At 56.1% G+C, this 16461-nt stretch carries 13 protein-coding genes and 4 pseudogenes; 5 read left to right on the plus strand and 12 right to left on the minus strand.

The features are described 5' to 3' along the window. Window positions 1-48: 48 nt before the first annotated feature. Window positions 49-282 (minus strand): hypothetical protein, encoded by a 234-nt coding sequence (locus tag AGA_RS12810; RefSeq protein ID WP_059024949.1) that lies wholly within the window; start codon window positions 280-282, stop codon window positions 49-51. Then, window positions 282-1502: an RNA-guided endonuclease InsQ/TnpB family protein gene (locus AGA_RS12815; RefSeq protein WP_059024950.1), complete on the minus strand. Its 1221-nt coding sequence runs from the start codon at window positions 1500-1502 to the stop codon at window positions 282-284. The genes AGA_RS12810 and AGA_RS12815 overlap by 1 nt, the downstream gene beginning before the upstream one ends. 22 nt (window positions 1503-1524) lie before the next feature. Here AGA_RS12815 and tnpA point away from each other — a divergent pair, with 22 nt between their 5' ends. After that, the gene (gene tnpA, locus AGA_RS13550) at window positions 1525-1938 is read left to right on the plus strand and encodes an IS200/IS605 family transposase (RefSeq protein ID WP_083503715.1); all 414 of its coding nucleotides are present in this window, start codon (window positions 1525-1527) and stop codon (window positions 1936-1938) included. A gap of 26 nt (window positions 1939-1964) precedes the next feature. On the opposite strand, the pseudogene AGA_RS12820 reads toward tnpA, so the two are convergent. The 6 genes and pseudogenes from AGA_RS12820 to AGA_RS12850 all read right to left on the minus strand — a co-directional run. Then, window positions 1965-4877: pseudogene (locus AGA_RS12820) on the minus strand (DEAD/DEAH box helicase family protein); the annotation flags it as partial. Window positions 4878-5258: 381 nt separating this feature from the next. Next, entirely contained in the window at window positions 5259-5510 is a 252-nt protein-coding gene (locus AGA_RS12830; protein WP_157065402.1) for a hypothetical protein, read from the minus strand. Next, on the minus strand, window positions 5507-6124 hold the full coding sequence (locus tag AGA_RS12835) for a ParB/RepB/Spo0J family partition protein (RefSeq protein WP_059024954.1): 618 nt from the start codon (window positions 6122-6124) through the stop codon (window positions 5507-5509). Before AGA_RS12835 ends, AGA_RS12830 begins: the two co-directional genes overlap by 4 nt. Further along, window positions 6117-7154: an AAA family ATPase gene (locus AGA_RS12840; protein WP_059024955.1), complete on the minus strand. Its 1038-nt coding sequence runs from the start codon at window positions 7152-7154 to the stop codon at window positions 6117-6119. Before AGA_RS12840 ends, AGA_RS12835 begins: the two co-directional genes overlap by 8 nt. A 110-nt stretch (window positions 7155-7264) precedes the next feature. Continuing rightward, window positions 7265-8215, minus strand: a complete 951-nt coding sequence (locus tag AGA_RS13555) for a replication protein RepA (RefSeq protein WP_083503716.1) — start codon at window positions 8213-8215, stop codon at window positions 7265-7267. A 357-nt stretch (window positions 8216-8572) separates the two neighbouring features. Then, on the minus strand, window positions 8573-10036 hold the full coding sequence (locus AGA_RS12850; RefSeq protein ID WP_059024957.1) for a site-specific integrase: 1464 nt from the start codon (window positions 10034-10036) through the stop codon (window positions 8573-8575). Between the two features lie 173 nt (window positions 10037-10209). On the opposite strand from AGA_RS12850, the gene AGA_RS12855 reads away from it, so the two are divergent. Next, entirely contained in the window at window positions 10210-10479 is a 270-nt protein-coding gene (locus tag AGA_RS12855) for a hypothetical protein (RefSeq protein ID WP_059024958.1), read from the plus strand. 53 nt (window positions 10480-10532) lie between these two features. Further along, window positions 10533-12146, plus strand: a complete 1614-nt coding sequence (locus AGA_RS12865) for an ISL3 family transposase (RefSeq protein ID WP_083503717.1) — start codon at window positions 10533-10535, stop codon at window positions 12144-12146. Window positions 12147-12458: 312 nt separating this feature from the next. Here the strand turns inward: AGA_RS12865 and AGA_RS12870 are convergent, their stop codons facing one another. Next, window positions 12459-13511 carry an IS110 family RNA-guided transposase gene (locus AGA_RS12870; RefSeq protein ID WP_059025018.1) on the minus strand — a complete coding sequence of 351 codons (1053 nt, stop codon included), beginning with the start codon at window positions 13509-13511 and terminating at the stop codon, window positions 12459-12461. A 92-nt stretch (window positions 13512-13603) separates the two neighbouring features. Here AGA_RS12870 and AGA_RS13560 point away from each other — a divergent pair. Beyond that, window positions 13604-13990, plus strand: a pseudogene (locus AGA_RS13560) (transposase); the annotation flags it as partial. A 16-nt stretch (window positions 13991-14006) separates the two neighbouring features. After that, window positions 14007-14315 (plus strand): annotated as a pseudogene (locus AGA_RS12875) (integrase core domain-containing protein); the annotation flags it as partial. On the opposite strand, the gene AGA_RS12880 reads toward AGA_RS12875, so the two are convergent. The 3 genes and pseudogenes from AGA_RS12880 to AGA_RS12885 form a co-directional block, all read right to left on the minus strand. Beyond that, on the minus strand, window positions 14304-15056 hold the full coding sequence (locus AGA_RS12880) for an IS630 family transposase (RefSeq protein ID WP_264812030.1): 753 nt from the start codon (window positions 15054-15056) through the stop codon (window positions 14304-14306). The pseudogene AGA_RS12875 and the gene AGA_RS12880 sit on opposite strands and share 12 nt — an antisense overlap. A gap of 198 nt (window positions 15057-15254) precedes the next feature. Continuing rightward, window positions 15255-15371 (minus strand): annotated as a pseudogene (locus tag AGA_RS14495) (IS110 family transposase); the annotation flags it as partial. A 170-nt stretch (window positions 15372-15541) separates the two neighbouring features. Further along, window positions 15542-16456, minus strand: coding sequence for a LysR family transcriptional regulator (locus AGA_RS12885; RefSeq protein WP_059024961.1), 915 nt, complete (start codon window positions 16454-16456; stop codon window positions 15542-15544). Window positions 16457-16461 lie beyond the last annotated feature (5 nt).

The raw sequence follows: 16461 nt of genomic DNA on the forward strand, positions 1-16461 counted from the left end.
ATTAGCATACCGCTTGTCGGGCAAGAAGATTCCAGTGCGCAGATAAGCCTACTCGTCTGGAGCACGATCCTGCAAAGTCTGGGCTGCACGGCGGTTCAGATGCTCTGCCAACAGAGCGGCTAGCGTAGTTTGCAGGCGCGGCTGTCGAGCTGCGGGCGTTTGGTCCGGTCGTTCAGCAGTTTTGGACACACCAGGATCCACGGTTTCAGCGCACATAAAAAACTCCATACTGCTGACCTGCTCACCGGCCTGAAGGCCGATGGTTCCAGTGTAGGCGTGCATTAAGCTGCCCTCCTGATGCTTCCTGCTTCAACGGGCCGCCTGATGCGGTGTCCCTCCACAGGCTTCAACGGGCAGTCCGCCCGCCGTAGGATGTTCTTTGCGGCGTTGATGTCCGCGTTTTCAGTGTGTCCGCAGGTAGTGCAGACGAAACGTGCCTGACTGGCTCTACTGGCCGGGTCCACACGCCCGCAGCCCGAACAGGTCTGGCTAGTGTAGGCGGCTGGCACCTCAATGAGCCTGCCGCCACGTTCTTCCAGCTTGTATTCCAGCAGGGTGCGGAACATTCGCCAGCCCTGATCGAGGATGCTGCGGTTGAGCCCGGCCTTCTGCCGGACATTGCGGCCCGGCTGTTCTGCCGTGCCTTTGGCGGATACGGACATGTTCCGCACCTGCAATGCCTCCACAACGACCGTGCCGTGGTTCTTGGCGATGGTCGTACTGAGTTTGTGGAGGAAATCCTTGCGAGCATTGGCTACGCGGTCGTGCAGGGTCTGCACCCGCCGCACGGCTTTGCGCCTGTTGGCGCTGCCCTTCTTTTTGCGGGAGACGGCCCGTTGTGCCTTGCGAAGCGCACGCAGGGTCTTTTTGCCGAAGTTCCCCGGCGCGACGGTCTCGCCATCACTCATGGCGGCGAACACGGCCACGCCCATGTCGATCCCGACTGCTGGCAAGCCAGACGGGACGGGCCCTTCTACTTCGCGCTCCCACTGGACAGACGCGAACCACTGCCCGGCCCGCCGGGACAGGGTGATGTTGCGGATCATACCGGGCAGAGCATACCAGCCCCGGAAAGCAACCCATCCGAGTTTGGGGAGCTTGATGCGCCCGGTCTTCTTTCCGGTCCGCTCTACACGCAGCGAGGCCGGATCGGGAAAACGGAAACTGTCGTGCTGGCCCTTTCGACGGGGCGATGGATAGCCAGACCGCCCGGAGAAGAAGCTCTGATAGGCGCGGTCGAGATCACGCAGGGCCTGTTGTAGCGGGTGGATCGGCGCTTCGCGCAACCAGTCCACATCGCGGCGCAGATCGGTGAGTTCACGACATTGACCGGCAAACGAAATTGATTTGCCGGTTCTATCCTTATGGCGCTGCCACCAATCCCGCCTCTGTTCCAGCGCGAGATTGTAGACCGCGCGACATGCTCCGGCGATCCGGGCCAGCGCAAGCCTCTGCTCCGCATCCGGGTAGAGCCGGTAGATGTTGGCCTTGCGCTGGATCATCTCTAAAAGATAACATCAGTCTATGGCTGATGACAACGATTATAGGCGTGGAAGACACTGTGTTTTTGCGCTTCATGCCCATTTGGTCTTCGTAACAAAATATCGCCGCCGTGTCTTCACCGCCGCGATCCTGAAGGATATGCAAATTGTCTTCGAAAAAGTTTGCACAGACTTCGAAACCCATCTGGTAGAATTCGACGGGGAGGATGATCACGTGCATCTTCTTGTGCACTATCCGCCTAAGGTGGCTTTGTCGGTTCTCGTGAACAGCCTCAAAGGGGTCTCTAGCCGCAGGTTGCGGCAGATGCATCCAACGCTGACGAGCCGCTATTGGCGCGGAGTTCTCTGGTCGCCCAGTTATTTTGCAGCGTCCTGTGGTGGCGCGCCGCTTTCTATCATCCGGCAGTATATCGAACAGCAAAGAACACCTGACTGAAACGCCGGAACGGCCCTATCTCCGGCCTGAACGCCGGAGCTTGCGGGCCTGAAAAACGGGTCATGGGTGATGATGATCGCATCCCAGTTCCCCGTGGCCGCGCGGGCCAGAAACCGCTGGCGTTTGGCCTTCGCGAAATTCGTCTCATCGGCGACAAGGATTTTGGCAGTCGGATAGAGCATGAGAAACTCACGGGCCATCTGGGCCAGACAATGCCCGGGCACAACGATCATTGCCTTGCTGATCAGCCCCAGTCGCTTCTGCTCCATGACGGCGGCACACATGGAGAAAGTTTTGCCCGACCCCACGGCATGAGCGATGTAGGTGCTACCCGCGGCAATGATCCGCCAGATCACCCGCTTCTGATGTTCGCGCAGGGTGATGACAGTGCTTGCACCGGGCAGACGCAGATGATCGCCGTTGAAGGTGCGTGGCACCAGATTGTTGTAGGTATCGTTATACAGCCGCACCAGCCGGTCAGCCCGCTCGGCATCCTGCCAGACCCAGTTCTGGAACGCCTGACGGATAGCGGCCAGCTTTTCCTTCGCTGCTTCGGTTTCCTGCGTGTTCAGCACCCGGCTGTCGTTGCCGTTTGAATCCCTGATCGTGTCCCAGATTTTTGGAGAGGCCTGTGTGAGCGCGTCTTCGAGCAGTTCACCAGCGTGGCGGCGTACCGTTCCCCAGACTGACGTCGCTTCGGCCCGCCCCAGAAAAGCACGTTTCTCGACACTCCAGCAGGCCACCTCGGCGGTATGGTGGATGACAGCCTCAACCCCCAACACCTCGCGGGTGAAGGCCATGATGTCGCTCACTGGCAACCAGGGCGCACCCAGGCGGGCCGTAATGTCGGATGGCCTCAGATCCTCGGGCTGGGCCCGTTCCAGCGCTGCCGCCGTGCGGGCAAAACGCGGATCGTTCTGTGCTGCGTCACGGGCTGCCGCAAGTTTGGTGCGCACGGCCCCTGAGAGCAGCTCGTCCGCCGCCACCCACACATCGCACCCCGGGCACGAGGCCTCGGGATCGAGATAGACGGCCTCACCCAGCTCGTTCAGGGCTGCCTCTACGGTGCAACCCGTCAGCTCGGCGATCAGGGGCAGATCGACACGCGCCACGTCATGCAGGCAGACCGCCAGCGCGTCATGAGCGGAGTGGATTTCGGGCTCGACCGGCGCATGGATGACACGCTCGGTAAACAGCGGCCCAGGCCGGGCTGTCTGGGTGGCCTCGTCATACTCTTCAATGGAAGAGACCAGCCAGACATCGGGATCATCATAGAACGGCTGGAGGTTGGGCCGGCGGCGGCTTTCGGTTTCTTCGCCCGTGGTCGGGTTCACCCTGACGGTCGTGTTGGTCAGATTGATCGGCCCGAACTGACGCGTAAAGCTCTGCCAGGTCTGCCGGAGGCGATGCTGGTGCCGCCCGAACGGCTGGTTGTCCATCTGGGCGCGCAACACGGCTTTGGCTGCATCCCGCACCGGGATCAGGGCTTCAATGATGCGTGCGTGTTTCTGGAAGAGGCCTTCTTTCTGGTCCCCCTTGCGGATGGGCACCTCCTGACCTGTGCCACCTATGATCTGATGCAGGATGCGGTTGTGCAGATAGTAGCTGCCTTCCTTCAGGTCAGCGCCTGACGCCGCGGTGCCAACGCGCAGGCCATCCAGTTCTGGCCGCGTAATGCGCTGCTCTACGGGCAGCAGAAACCGGGTCTCGGGGGCGATGTAGGCCAGCGCTTCCGGTAGAGCAGTCTGAAGGTCCATGCCCGCCACCGGCAGGCAGCAGTAATCCAGACCGAACTGGCTGCTTGCCCAACCATGCCGCCCCAGAACCTGAGCGGAATTGTCTAGGAAATAGCGGTTGATCCGCAGCGGGCCGCACCCTTCATCACTGTCGGGTACGGGAGCTGTTTCCAGCCAGGTCTGATCGCCGGGCATCTCACCGATCATGCGTTTGCGGAACACAAGCAGATCGAGCACGACCTCGGTGCCGGCATCCGCACGCATTGCTCCTGCGGGCAGACGCACCGCCCCCAGCAGGTCAGCCTCTTCGGCGATATGCTGACGTGCCTTCGGGTCGGTTTTATCCAGCGTATGACGTGACGTGACGAACGCTGCGAAGCCGCCCGGACGCAGGGCACCAACTGAGCGGGCGATAAACCAGTCATGAAGACTGAACCCTCGCAGCTCACGATGATCCACCGCGTTGACCAGACGGTTGGAGAAGGGCGGATTGCCAATCGCCAGATCATAGGTGGTTGCCAGCGTTGCCTTCGTGAAGTCTTCGTTCCTGATCCACTGTTTGGGGAACAGCTTGCGGGCAATCCGTGCGGCAATTCCATCGACTTCAATGCCGGTAAAGGCGATCAGGCCTTCGAGACGCTCGGGCCTGAGGGCGATGAACTGGCCAACACCACAGCCGGGTTCCAGAACGGACCCGCCTTGGAAGCCACGCTTCATGAGCATGTCCCAGACGGCGGTGACGATATATTCCGGCGTGTAATGGGCATACTGGGTGGAGCGGGCGAGGGCGGCATGGTCCGTCTCACTGCAGGCCGCCTCCAGAGCATGGCCGATGCTGTCCCATCCTGCGCGGTAAGGCTCACCGGCACGGGGAAAGAGAGCGTTGGCCAATTCACCCGCCCCAAAGCCAATAAACCGGCTCAGCACAGCCTGCTCGTCGGGGGTTGCATTACGGTCTTCGGCTTCGAGCGTTCCCAGGAGCTTAATGGCCGCAATATTGTCCCGCGCGCGGTCTTTCCAGCTGTTGGCAAGGCCACGGGTTTCCTTGAGCCGGAAATCGGTCTGGGGGATGACCAGCGGGGTTTCTGCGATGGGGGAGGGGAGGGGGCTGTCTTCGCCTTCAAGCTCACCCCAGAACAGGTCTGCGGCACCGCTGAGGGAAGAGGAAGAGAACAGGCTGAGCTGATCATCGAACAGGGACATGAAAGGCTCCGGACAAACGCCGAACGCCGCCTGCGTCCGGGACGAGGCGGCGTTCGGGGAGGATGGACAACGGCAGGGAAGGGGACTGAGCGCTGTGTTGCGTCAGATTTTCTTCTGCATGCTGCCTCCGGAACCGGGCCTGGGTGGCGCGGGCAAAGGCGGCGCCTGCGCCGGGATCGGGCTGGCGTCAGACAGACCGACCCACCCTTTGCGCGGGACGCTCAGGGCTGGTCGGGGTTTTATTTTTTGGGGATATTTTATTGTTAAGCCATCGGGCTAGTTACCTATGCCACGTGACATAGGTAACTAGCCCGATACTATGTCACGTGACATAGACCTCGATATCTGAGCTATGTCACGTGACATAAATAGATGGGAAAACTACTTCCCCACCTTTGCTAGAATATCATTAATCGCGTCCATGCTCTGATGGAGTAGTTTAATTTCTTCGTCAGTCAGGGGGCGCGACCTTTCCTTTAGAATGTTGATATTCTTTATAAATTTCTGAGCTGTATTAACGTAGCTTTTCGAAAATTTATCCTCATCGCTCACTTGATTGCGTGTCTTTTTTTCTGTCCTTGCCGCATGCGCGCCGAGAACAGTTAGGCCACCCTCAAGTGCTTTAGCCATCATCTCATCCCGAACCAGAGGTTGGGTTTCACGAGAAATCGCGACCAACGTGTTGAGTGGTATTTTTTTTCAGCAGCCTTCGCTAGGAAATCGTGTGGAAGATCAAGTATATGAATGAGCTTATTTACCCGAGACTGGGGAATGCATAGTTGTCGCCCCGCTTCACTTTGTGACCATCCATTGTGGGAAATTAGCTTTTGAACGCCTCGCGCCTCCTCTACCGGAGACAGATCTTCACGCAACAGATTTTCCACTAAATTGGCGCTAACATAGTCTCCATCATATTCTATTGCTGGAATATACTCCCAGCCGAGCGTCGAAACTGCACGCCAGCGTCGCTCGCCTGCCACAATTATCCAACCATTCGGCCGGCTATCATCCTGACGAACAAGTATTGGTTGAAGCAGGCCGCGTGAGTCTATCGATCGAGCAAGTTCGACAATTTCGTCGTCGTCAAATATCTTTCGCGACTGCTGCGGATCTGGCTGGATATCCGCTACTGTAGCTTCAAAAGTATGTTTAAACTGACTGTCGCGCAGGAACGGTGTTGCTAAAGTTTTTGTCGCCGCAGCCTGCCTGTCAAGAAAAGGCGACGATCTGGGTTTAAATTTAGCCATTACCTTCTCCTACGTTACCAAGCTGTTCGATAATTTGTGCCGCAATAATGGGCTGTCTCTTTGTGGAAATGGCTTCAGCTAGGCGAATATAAGGCTGCACAGCTGGGTTACGGGGGGCAACTTCTGCCGGTATTTTTGATTCCCACGCGGCATTACTGTATGCGGTACTGTTTGGAACAGGCTCAAGGATTTCAGCTCTCCCAGCTAGAGCCGAAATCAAATGATTTACGATACCAACATCGACATACTGGGTAGCTGAAAATTGTGTTGGAATCACACCGCCGACGCGCAGTCTTGGGTTCGAACGGCGATTAACTTTGGCAATCGTATCCAAGATTAGATTTACGCCCATTACATCGTAAGGCTCGGTTCTTACTGGGATGTAGACTAGGTGGGCTGCAGTAAGAGCCATCCACGTTAGAAAGCCAAGATGAGGAGGACTGTCAATTATGATATAGTCATAATCCGCCTTGATTTTCGCAATCGCCTCACGGAGCAGGCCTTCGGTACCAGGCTCACGACGGACATCCACTTCAGCTAGATCAATATGGCTACATATTAAGGAAAATGGTAGCGACCGCTCATCTGTTAATTCGTAATCTTTTGGTAGGATTATGTTGGTTACTGGCTCGTCCTTAAGGAGAGCTGCGTCTAAAGTTTTCTTGTTTCGATACAAGGATACAATATCTGATCCGACTAGAGCTGATGTTGCGCTCGCTTGGGGATCTGCATCAATTAGAAGAACACGAAAATTCAAACGTGTGAGTGCAAAAGCAATATTTAAAGCGCTGGTAGTTTTGCCGACACCACCTTTTTGGTTAGCAAACGAGATTACTGTAGTTTCGCGAGGAGCTCTGTTTACTAGTGCCTCCAGTTCGTTTGCTACGTCAGCCGGGATAGGTTGTTTTCCATTTTCCCACCGGGAAATGGTATGCCTGTCATAATTCCGGTTTAAGCGTTCGTTTAGGAGATCTTTTAGCTGTGATTGAGAGAGGGACAGCCGATCTCTATATTCTTTGAATACGTGCATGATGATGCTCCAACCCGTGAGTCTGGTCCAAAGCTATACACCAAGCAATCAACAGTCAACACTCAACATCAACACTCAACAGGGAAAATTCTGGACTTTACTCACGCCACTCAATCCCGTGTGGAAAGTCGCGGCGTTGCTGAAACCGGATAGAGCCGTGGTTGAACTGGGGAAGGTGACGGATGGAGAGTGATGCCTGTTTTTTCGTCAATTCGAACGATTGCTTCTGGATACACCGATAATGCCAAATTTAACGACGGCATAATGTCACGCCTAAAGAATCTCAGTTCTTTGTATTCTGGTCCGAATTGGCTTTTTAGAGCTGCCCAGGATATGTGTAATGGCTGCGTAAGAATATGCAGTCTATATGCTAGCCAGATATACAAGTCTATTGCTAGTGACCGTGTAGAAATTTGTTTAATAGCAATTTCCCGCAGTGGTAACGGATGATCAATCAGAGATTGATAAAAAGATTCGTCAAGCCGCACAACGTCAAGCCACAGAGACTTCTGATTTGTTTTTGAGTCGTCGATAGGAAATATGGCGTCTCGAACAAAAGCGCCGTTACTTACAAACTGTGCCCCGCCTTCTGTTCGAAAAAACGTAAGTCTGCACCGGCTAATACGTCTACTTTGTTCACGGACCAGTTGATATGTTTTCCCACCTACAGATAAATTCATTGCAGCGAGCCAGGCATTCATTGAAGCGCCTAACTCTATTTCTCTACTTTTGTGTTTAACTGCCTGTGTCTGTAGATAGAGCAGTATTAGGCGCGCAACCGATCCATATGGTACTCCAATGGGAGTTTTATTAGAATCTAGACCGCTTTCTACGAGCAATTTAACGGGGCCGCCGTCTTTTTCCCAGACGGGGGACGCAGTTTTTTTATGCGGCAAAGCTGCCATCGCAAAACCTGCATGCGCGATTCCGATGTCTTGTGTCTCGTCGGTCAGGATCGCGTGTGCTGCGTCCACACAGTTCCTATCATTCTTACTTGAAGCAAGAATGCGCCGCGTTTCTTCCACGCCATACTGTAGGAGCATCTGATGGATTTCAGCCATGGCTAATGGTGAGCCAGCATGTAGTCTGGCGTCAACTTGGACTTTTCTCACGGTGGTTTGTGTGATGGTTGGACTTTCCTCACGTCTGCGTTGGACTTTCCTCACACAACTATTTGTTTTTTATTTTGTTTTTATCTATTTGCTTAGTGAGAAGAGTCCTGTGGATAACGCCGATTCTCGTGAGAGTGGTCCAGAATTCGCCGTTAGAAGAGTCCAGTAGATAATTTTTCCTTTGGTGTGTCGATTTGCGGGAACCTGTGAATAAAAAATATGGGCTGACAGCCCGTGAGGAAAGTCCAATCAACCCGAATCGGCCACATGACATCGACGCTGGCATTCGCTTGTTACTCGGTGCCGTTAGTTTGACAGTGAGGTTAGAGGTGGTGTGCCCCGATGTAGTGCATGCCCATCAAACGGATCGCCCAATTCAAGGTAGTCCCCCAGAGCAGCGTATGTCGCATGTCGGGCCAGGCGCTTGAGTTTAACGGGGTGCGCACCAGCATCCATTCCTGTCGTCAACGCTCCCCGTTTCAGGCTATGCCCGCCGAAGGCCTTTCCATCCAGCCCGGCAGCGCTGGCACGTGCCTGGATGATCCGGGCGATAGAGCGATCTGCCAGAGGCTGCAGCCCGACTGCGCGAATGTCGCCTTCAACGGCTGCCGTGCCCTCTTTGCGGATGCGGCGGAAAACAGCTCCGTCCTGTATGCCTGACACGACCAACCAGGCCTCGTATGCCTTTACCGGGCAATACTGATCTTTGGTGTAGGGGAGGGCGATTTCAACGCCTTTACCCTGTCTATCTCCCTTGGACTGGGGAAGGGTGACAAGCAGGCCCTTACTGACCAAAGCCACGTGGCGGATCTCGATGCTGGCCAGCTCCGAACGCCGGAAAGCGCCATAAAACCCCATGAGGAGTAAAGCCCGGTCCCGTATCCCGGATAACTTGCTCAGGTCTATCGCATTGATGATTGTTGCCAGCACGTCCAGCGTTGCGGCGGCTTTGCGGCGCGGTGTAAAGCCATCCCTTGCGGCGGCGCGCCTGATGCCAGTCATGGTTTCGCCAATAGCGGCATCTGCCGTGGGCACGCTGCAACCTGCCAGACGGTGAAGATAGGTAATAGCGGCCCGTCGCAACTCCAATGTTGAGGGCGCAAGACCCCTACCTCTTTCGTCTGCCAGGAATGCGGCAATGTCGGCCGAACGCGCAGGGAGGCAGGGAAGGGCATGACGATCCGCCCAGGAACACCATGCCCGGACACCAGCGCGATAGGCTTTGCGTGTATTATCTGCCTTGGCCTGCAAAGCGTAAGCTGAGGCACTATCACGCGCGGTTTCAAGAGAGCCATCGCGTTGCGGGACGGCCCTTCCAAGAGAGGCGTCAAACCATCGGATAATGACGCCGGGCGTCTGACCCGCAGGAGAGGGCAGGGGAGGGGACGCGTCAGACTGTACGATAGTGTCCCTGTGTGCTTGCCTGTAACGCGCCAGAAAATACGGAACTGAACTGAGATGCAGCACGATAGCCAGTGAGGGATCATCTGGAGCCACACCGATCCGCTCTGCGGCCAGTGCACGGGCACGGGCAGCGAACGGCACGTCATGAGCAATTACCAGATCGTCGGTCTTATTTCCTGAGAGGGAGATACCAGACAAGCGCAGTTCCAGTCCTGGGGAGAGGCGGGCAGCAGCAAGAATTTCCGGCAGTGTGTCGGCTGCTGAACCTGCCTCGTCCAGACGGTGTCGGGTAGTCCGGTCACACCGCTCGAACAGAGTAGCTAAAACCCGATCTTTTCGGCCGTGGACAACAACTTCAACCTGCATAAACGGCGCCTCGTGCTTGCTACTATCCTGAGTATCTTACACCCAGTGTAGTAGCTCACGGTGCTGAGTGAGAAAGGTATTTTTCATCTCATACCGTATTTCTTGAAGACCGGCATGGGGGGGGGACGGAAGGTCGGCTATGTGTAGGGCAATTGCTAAAACCGGACATTCACATGGACGATCCTCACGAATGCTTTCGCGCCACTCCGGTCGTTCTATGCCGCCCCGGTGAACCTCTGGTGATGGCAGAAGCTGACGAGCGCCTACTTGCCAAGTCTAAGGTTGCCGCTCATACTTATCTTATGGGTCATATTCTAGCGCCGTCCTTTGCCTTCTGCGCGGCGCTCAGCGAGGCTGATTTGTTGGCGCATCTGCCCGCCAATAGCCCCTTGCACGACGGTTTGGGTTCTTCCGCACTTTTCGTGATGGGTATCTTGTACTGAGGTTCCGGAACTGGGAAATCCAGAAAGTCGTTCACTTTCATGGATATTCCCCAGTGTCACGCCTTCGGTCTCTTGATCTTCCCCGTTCCCTCGTCGTTCGTCGTGTTGTTGCACTGGATAACAGAGTGGAGATCGAAGTCGGTCTGCGAAAACGGAGTGCAGTGTGTCCGGACTGTCAGTGCCCGACACAACGCATTCACAGTTTCTATCAGAGAAAACTCGCGGATCTTCCATGGCAGGGCCGTCCAGCCACGCTGATCGTTTCTGTGCCGCGCTTTTTCTGCCAGACGATGCTTTGTCCACGTCGGACGTTTGTCATGCCCCTTGAGGGGATAACCGTGCGTCATGGCAGACAGACCACACGTCTTGCCGATCTTCATTATTATATCGCCCACACCCTGGGCGGTTCCGCTGGAGCACGAATGACCGTGCGCCTGTGTTGCCCCATCAGCGCGGATACTCTTGTCCGCCGTCTTCTCTCACGTGTGCAGAACACCACAAAAGGCACGGCCCTTACACGTGTGGTGGGGGTGGATGACTGGGCATGGCGGCGGGGACATCACTATGGAACGATTGTGGTCGATCTTGAGAAAAACGATGTCATTGACCTCCTGCCAGATCGGCGGGCTGAGACCCTGACCCAATGGCTGCAGGTCCACCCCGGTATTGAAATCATTGCCAGAGACCGTGCCGGTACTTATGCAGACGGATGCCGCAGAGGCGCACCATCCGCTCTTCAGGTGACAGACCGCTGGCATCTGCTGAAGAACCTGTCAGACGCTTTTGTCAGCATTCTGGACCGTTTTACGACGACTGTCAGGACCCTGACACGACAGATGAACGTATCAACGGTCGTAAGCAAAATATCTGAAACAATCAGAGCGCATCCAGAAGAGGCGCAGGCGGTCGTCAGGTCAGCCTCTGGGGAACGGCGTGACATTCTTTTCAAGGAAGCTCTTGCCCTGAAAGCAGCGGGACACAGCATTCAGGCTATCGCCACAACGATCGGGGTAGAGAGAAAAACCGTGCGGCGCTGGTTTCAGCGGGGCCATGCACCACCATGGAAAAGAACGGTTCCGTCACGCAGCATACTCGTGCCTTACACAGCCTACCTGGAAAAGAGATGGTCCGAAGGATGTCGCAATAGTCGTCAGCTATGGCGGGAACTCCTGGAGCAGGGCTTTGCAGGACAATATGGCACCGTCTGGAAATGGGTGGCGACGCGACAGGGATGTTCCGCGAAACCCGTTCCTTCCGCGCATGTCGTTGCACCTCGGGGACGCAGACTTGCGCGGCTTCTCCTCGCAGAGGATCCGTTATCTGCCGGACAGGAGGGACTGCTGGTTCCTGCCCTTCTGGAAGCTGAACCGCACCTTGCCGTCACACTCTGCTGGCTCAGGAAAATGCAGACCCTGCTCTGTAAAAGGGGTGACACCTGCACGGGAGGCGATCTGAAGGCTCTGCTGGAAGAAGGAAAGACGACGCTGCTGTCACGTCTGATTCCCGCGCTTGAACGGGATGCGGCTGCCATTGAAGCGTCTCTTGTCACACCTTGGACAACCAGCCCGGTTGAAGGACAGATCAGCCGACTGAAAATGATCAAGCGAACCATGTTCGGAAGAGCAGGCTTCGAACTCCTCAGGGCGCGTGTCCTTCAGCCCGCATAATCAAAAAACATCATCACGAAAAGTGCGGAGGAACCCATATGTGGACGGCTCTGTCTTGCAAGGGGGAAAATAGCGGTGTGACCGTGTCGTTTGCACCCATATGTCCGGCCTGTTTTTGCAGTGTTCAGACTGCTGGCCAAGATGGTTTCTGCGATGGAAGTTCCATTCAGTTCTGCGGTTTTTGAAAACCACGGGCTCTTGCGGAGTGTCTTCCATTCAGATCGAACGATCTCCCCATCTCCTCTTTGCAGGACTGCGGTATCGGCTCACACGATCACGTTCTTTTTCCGTGCATCGTGTTGGCCAATCTCGTCAGCAGGCGGCTGCCGCTGCCAGCGCAACAGCATCCATCGGTTTGCGATATGTTTCGCCGCTGGTCATCAGCTTCCATGCAATGCGTGCCATCCTGTTGGCCAGAGCCACAGCAGCGGGTTTCGGCTTCTTTCTGCTCAGAAGACTGAGAAGCCACGGCGTGGCGAGACGGCTCTGTCCGTTCTGCCTGACATGCCGGAGCACGGTGGTCGCGCCAACCACCAGCGTGCTTCTCAGGCGGCTGTCTCCAGCCCTGGTGATCCCGCCATGCCTGACCTTGCCACCTGAGGAATGATCACGAGGAGTGAGGCCTATCCACGCCGCGAAATCCCGCCCTGAGCGGAACAGATGCGGATCCGGCGCCTTCATGAGCAGAAGAGCAGCAGCCAGAGGACCGATGCCCGGAATTCCGGACAACCTGCGGCTCACCTCCTGACTTCGATGCCATGTGGCCAGATTTTTATCGAGATCCCTGATCTGTTCCATCAGACCTTCATACTCTTCTGCCATCTGCGCAAACAGATCACGTGCTAGAGGTGGCAGCGTTTCTTCAGACGCAATCTGCTGAAGGAACGGGGCCACACGGGAGAGACCCACAGGGGCGGTCACTCCAAATTCTGCGGCATAGCCCCGAATGGAATTGGCCAGCTGGGTCCGCCTGCCAATGAGCCGCTCCCGCATGCCGACAAGCATGAGGGCTGCCTGCTGCCCAACGGTTTTGACAGGTACAAAACGCATGGTCGGCCGGCTCATCGCCTCACAGAGGGCCTCGGCATCTGCCGCATCATTCTTGCTGCGTCTGACGTAGGGTTTGACAAGCTGTGGCGCCATCAGCCGCACCTCGTGGCCAAGTGCACCAAGGGTTCTGGCCCAGTGATGGGACGCTCCACAGGCTTCAATGCCAATTACTGTGGGCGGAAGGTTCGCGAAAAACCGGATCATCTGATGTCGGCTCAGTTTCCGGCTCAGAACAACCCGCTCATCGGCATCCACGCCATGAAGCTGGAACACTTTTTTCGACGTATCCATGCCAATACGGATCAACTGGGACATGATGGTTTCCTCCACTGGACACTCAGCTCTTCAGTATCCTCTCAGGACCGCTGCGAGCCGTCCACACCATCAGTTCTCAGTGAAAATCAACACCTGACCTCATTGCCAGAAATTCCATAGGCTATAATGGAGCAGCGCAACTTCTTCTGACGGCGGGCGACAATCCTGACCGCCTGAAATCAGAGGCCAGCTTCGCTGCCCTTTGTGGGGTCACGCCTGTTCCGGCGTCCTCTGGAAAAACAATTCGTCATCGTCTGAACCGAGGTGGTGATCGGGCGGCTAACAGCGCCCTGCATATCATCGCGATTGGACGCCTGCGAACAGATGAAAAAACACGCGCCTATGTTGCCAGACGTGTGGCAGAAGGACATTCCAAACTTGAGGTTATCCGTATCCTCAAGCGCTATATCGCCCGTGAGGTCTACGGGATCATCATACGCCGACACCGGGACATCAACGCCACACGTTTTGCTACTTGACAAACAGAAGGGCGTCCGCGGCTGTCAATATGTGTCCATTCGCTACACGCAAAGACTGGCTGAAGCGGGGCTCGTTGCTTCTGTCGGCAGTGTTGGGGATTCCTATGATAACGCCTTGGCAGAGACCATTAACGGGCTCTACAAAACCGAACTCATCTATCGGCAGGGGCCATGGAAAAACAGGGAAACTGTTGAACTGGCAACACTTAAATGGGTCGACTGGTTCAATAATCGGCGGCTCCTGTCCTCCATTGGAAACATCCCGCCGGCAGAAGCTGAGGCACGCTTTTATGCACAACAGAAATCACATGCATTAGCCGCTTAAATCAGATAAAAAACGTCTCCACAAAACCCGGGGCAATTCATGCCGGTGCCGCTGCATGTTCCGGCCGATCACCGATCCGTCCAGCACATTGAGCGCGGCGAACAGCGTGGTTGTCCCGTTGCGCTTGTAATCATGGGTCATGGTCGCCCCGCGCCCGCGCTTGAGCGGCAGCCCCGGTTGCGTGCGATCAAGCGCCTGGATCTGGCTTTTTTCGTCGACCGACAGCACGATGGCATGGGCGGGCGGCGAGACATAGAGCCCGACGACATCGTGCAGCTTTTCAGCAAAAGCCTTGTCGTTGGACAGCTTGAAGCTGCGCCACCGGTGCGGCGCCAGGCCGTGATCGTGCCAGATCTTCACCACCGTTGATGCGGCAATGCCGACAGCCTTGGCCATCGCGCGCACCGTCCAATGCGTCGCCTCTTGAGCGGGCGGCTCCAGCGTCAGCGCCACGACCTTGTCGATCAGCGTGGTATCCAAAGGCGCGATGCCAGGAGGCCGGGTCTTGTCGCGCAACAAACCATCCACGCCCTCTGCCATGAACCGCTCCTGCCAGCGCCAAACGCAGGTCTTGGACTTGCCGGTTGCCGTCATGATGGCCTGGGTGCCTTCGCCCTGCTCGGTCAGCAGAATGATCCGCGCCCGCCACACGTGCTTCTGCGGTGAGCCTCGCGCCGCAACAATCGCCTCAAGCCGCTTTCTGTCCCCCGTCGTGACCTCAATCTGGATACCTGTTCGCATGCCGCATTCTGGTATGCCGGAGATCGCAGGGGAATCCTTCAACCGGACTCATTCGTTCCGATCAATCCACTAGTGACACGCAGTTGCAAAGCACTGCTTGGGCTATTGCGGCCTGACTTGTCCATCGTCCAGGCGACGGGACTTCGCTCAAGTGGGTTGATGGCTCATCCGCCCGAAGCCTGTGTTGCTATCTCCTTGTCATGCGGCACGTGCACGTGCCGCATGGTGGTGAATAAAGGTTGTGCCGTGTTTCAACATATGGTGAAGCACGACAGCCAGCTTTCTGGCGAGCGCCACCCATGCCTTGCGAGGCCCCCATACCAACCCAGGTCAACTCTCAGCGCAACTCAAGAATCAAAAAACAGACCATCGAACATCGAAGCTTGCAGCACCGCAAACTCGCCGCCTAAAAGTCAACCCCAGACGAGGCCATCTTTTCGTTACGTCGCCATCAATTTTGTGCCAAATGTTTCGACGACGGGCACTCAAATGATCGGAACTCCATGGTTCTCCATCGCTTGGCCGAGATGCTGCAACATCAGCAAGGCTGGAACGGACAGGTTGCGGCCCGACGCGCTGACAACCGAGAGCGTGGATAGTTCGATCTTGTCGTCTTTTTGCAACGGGATGAAAATTAGCGTTCCCGCTTCTATTTCGTTCATAGCGTCAAAAGCAGTCATCCAACCTGCTCCAACCGACTGCATCGACAAAGTTTTCATCAGGCCGATGCTGCTAACCTCTGCGACGGCTCGAAGGGTTCCTCCGACGTGGCGGGCCCACGCATTGTCCAAAACTCGACGTAATGAAATGCTCTCATCCGGTATGATCATCGGATAGGAGGCGCATTCCGAGAAAGAGATCTCGGTCCGATCTGCCAATGGATGTTCAGGACAAACCACCAAGCCGAGGCGGTAGATCATCGTCCGCTCGAGTCTTATCGTAGGATTATTGGGCGGATTGAACGTGACACCGACATCTATGTCACCAGACAAGACTTGGTCGATGACACCTTGCGCGCCGTAAACCTGCATACGGAATTCGATCGCCGGATAACGCTTTCGGAATTCGACGATGACAGCGCTGACAAATTCTGTCGCCCCCTCGACGATACCGATTGCGACCTTGCCACGTCGCAATCCCACCAGATTGTCGATTTCCGAACGAATGCGCTGGAGGTCCCGGCGCCAACGGCGCACCCCGTCGATCAGAATCTCGCTTGCGGCGGTCATACGCATGCCACTGGGCGTTCGTTCGAACAATTTGGCTCCAAGTTCCTCTTCAAGCTGGATGATCTGACGATCGACAGCCGAAGGCGCTATATGCAGCACGTCGGCTGCGCGGCGTAGTGAGCCACGCCTGACGACTTCATCGAAATAAATGGCGGCACGACCTAGCAACATGAGTC

The organism is Acetobacter ghanensis, from assembly GCF_001499675.1.
GTDB classification, from domain to species: Bacteria; Pseudomonadota; Alphaproteobacteria; order Acetobacterales; family Acetobacteraceae; genus Acetobacter; species Acetobacter ghanensis.

What these genes read in the sequence shown, in the direction of transcription:
- AGA_RS12810 (WP_059024949.1), bottom strand. Translation starts at nt 282, where the DNA reads ATGCACGCCTACACTGGAACCATCGGCCTTCAGGCCGGTGAGCAGGTC.
- AGA_RS12815 (WP_059024950.1), bottom strand. Translation starts at nt 1,502, where the DNA reads ATGATCCAGCGCAAGGCCAACATCTACCGGCTCTACCCGGATGCGGAG.
- tnpA (WP_083503715.1), top strand. Translation starts at nt 1,525, where the DNA reads ATGGCTGATGACAACGATTATAGGCGTGGAAGACACTGTGTTTTTGCG.
- AGA_RS12830 (WP_157065402.1), bottom strand. Translation starts at nt 5,510, where the DNA reads ATGATGGCTAAAGCACTTGAGGGTGGCCTAACTGTTCTCGGCGCGCAT.
- AGA_RS12835 (WP_059024954.1), bottom strand. Translation starts at nt 6,124, where the DNA reads ATGGCTAAATTTAAACCCAGATCGTCGCCTTTTCTTGACAGGCAGGCT.
- AGA_RS12840 (WP_059024955.1), bottom strand. Translation starts at nt 7,154, where the DNA reads ATGCACGTATTCAAAGAATATAGAGATCGGCTGTCCCTCTCTCAATCA.
- AGA_RS13555 (WP_083503716.1), bottom strand. Translation starts at nt 8,215, where the DNA reads ATGGCTGAAATCCATCAGATGCTCCTACAGTATGGCGTGGAAGAAACG.
- AGA_RS12850 (WP_059024957.1), bottom strand. Translation starts at nt 10,036, where the DNA reads ATGCAGGTTGAAGTTGTTGTCCACGGCCGAAAAGATCGGGTTTTAGCT.
- AGA_RS12855 (WP_059024958.1), top strand. Translation starts at nt 10,210, where the DNA reads ATGGACGATCCTCACGAATGCTTTCGCGCCACTCCGGTCGTTCTATGC.
- AGA_RS12870 (WP_059025018.1), bottom strand. Translation starts at nt 13,511, where the DNA reads ATGTCCCAGTTGATCCGTATTGGCATGGATACGTCGAAAAAAGTGTTC.
- AGA_RS12880 (WP_264812030.1), bottom strand. Translation starts at nt 15,056, where the DNA reads ATGCGAACAGGTATCCAGATTGAGGTCACGACGGGGGACAGAAAGCGG.
- AGA_RS12885 (WP_059024961.1), bottom strand. Translation starts at nt 16,456, where the DNA reads ATGTTGCTAGGTCGTGCCGCCATTTATTTCGATGAAGTCGTCAGGCGT.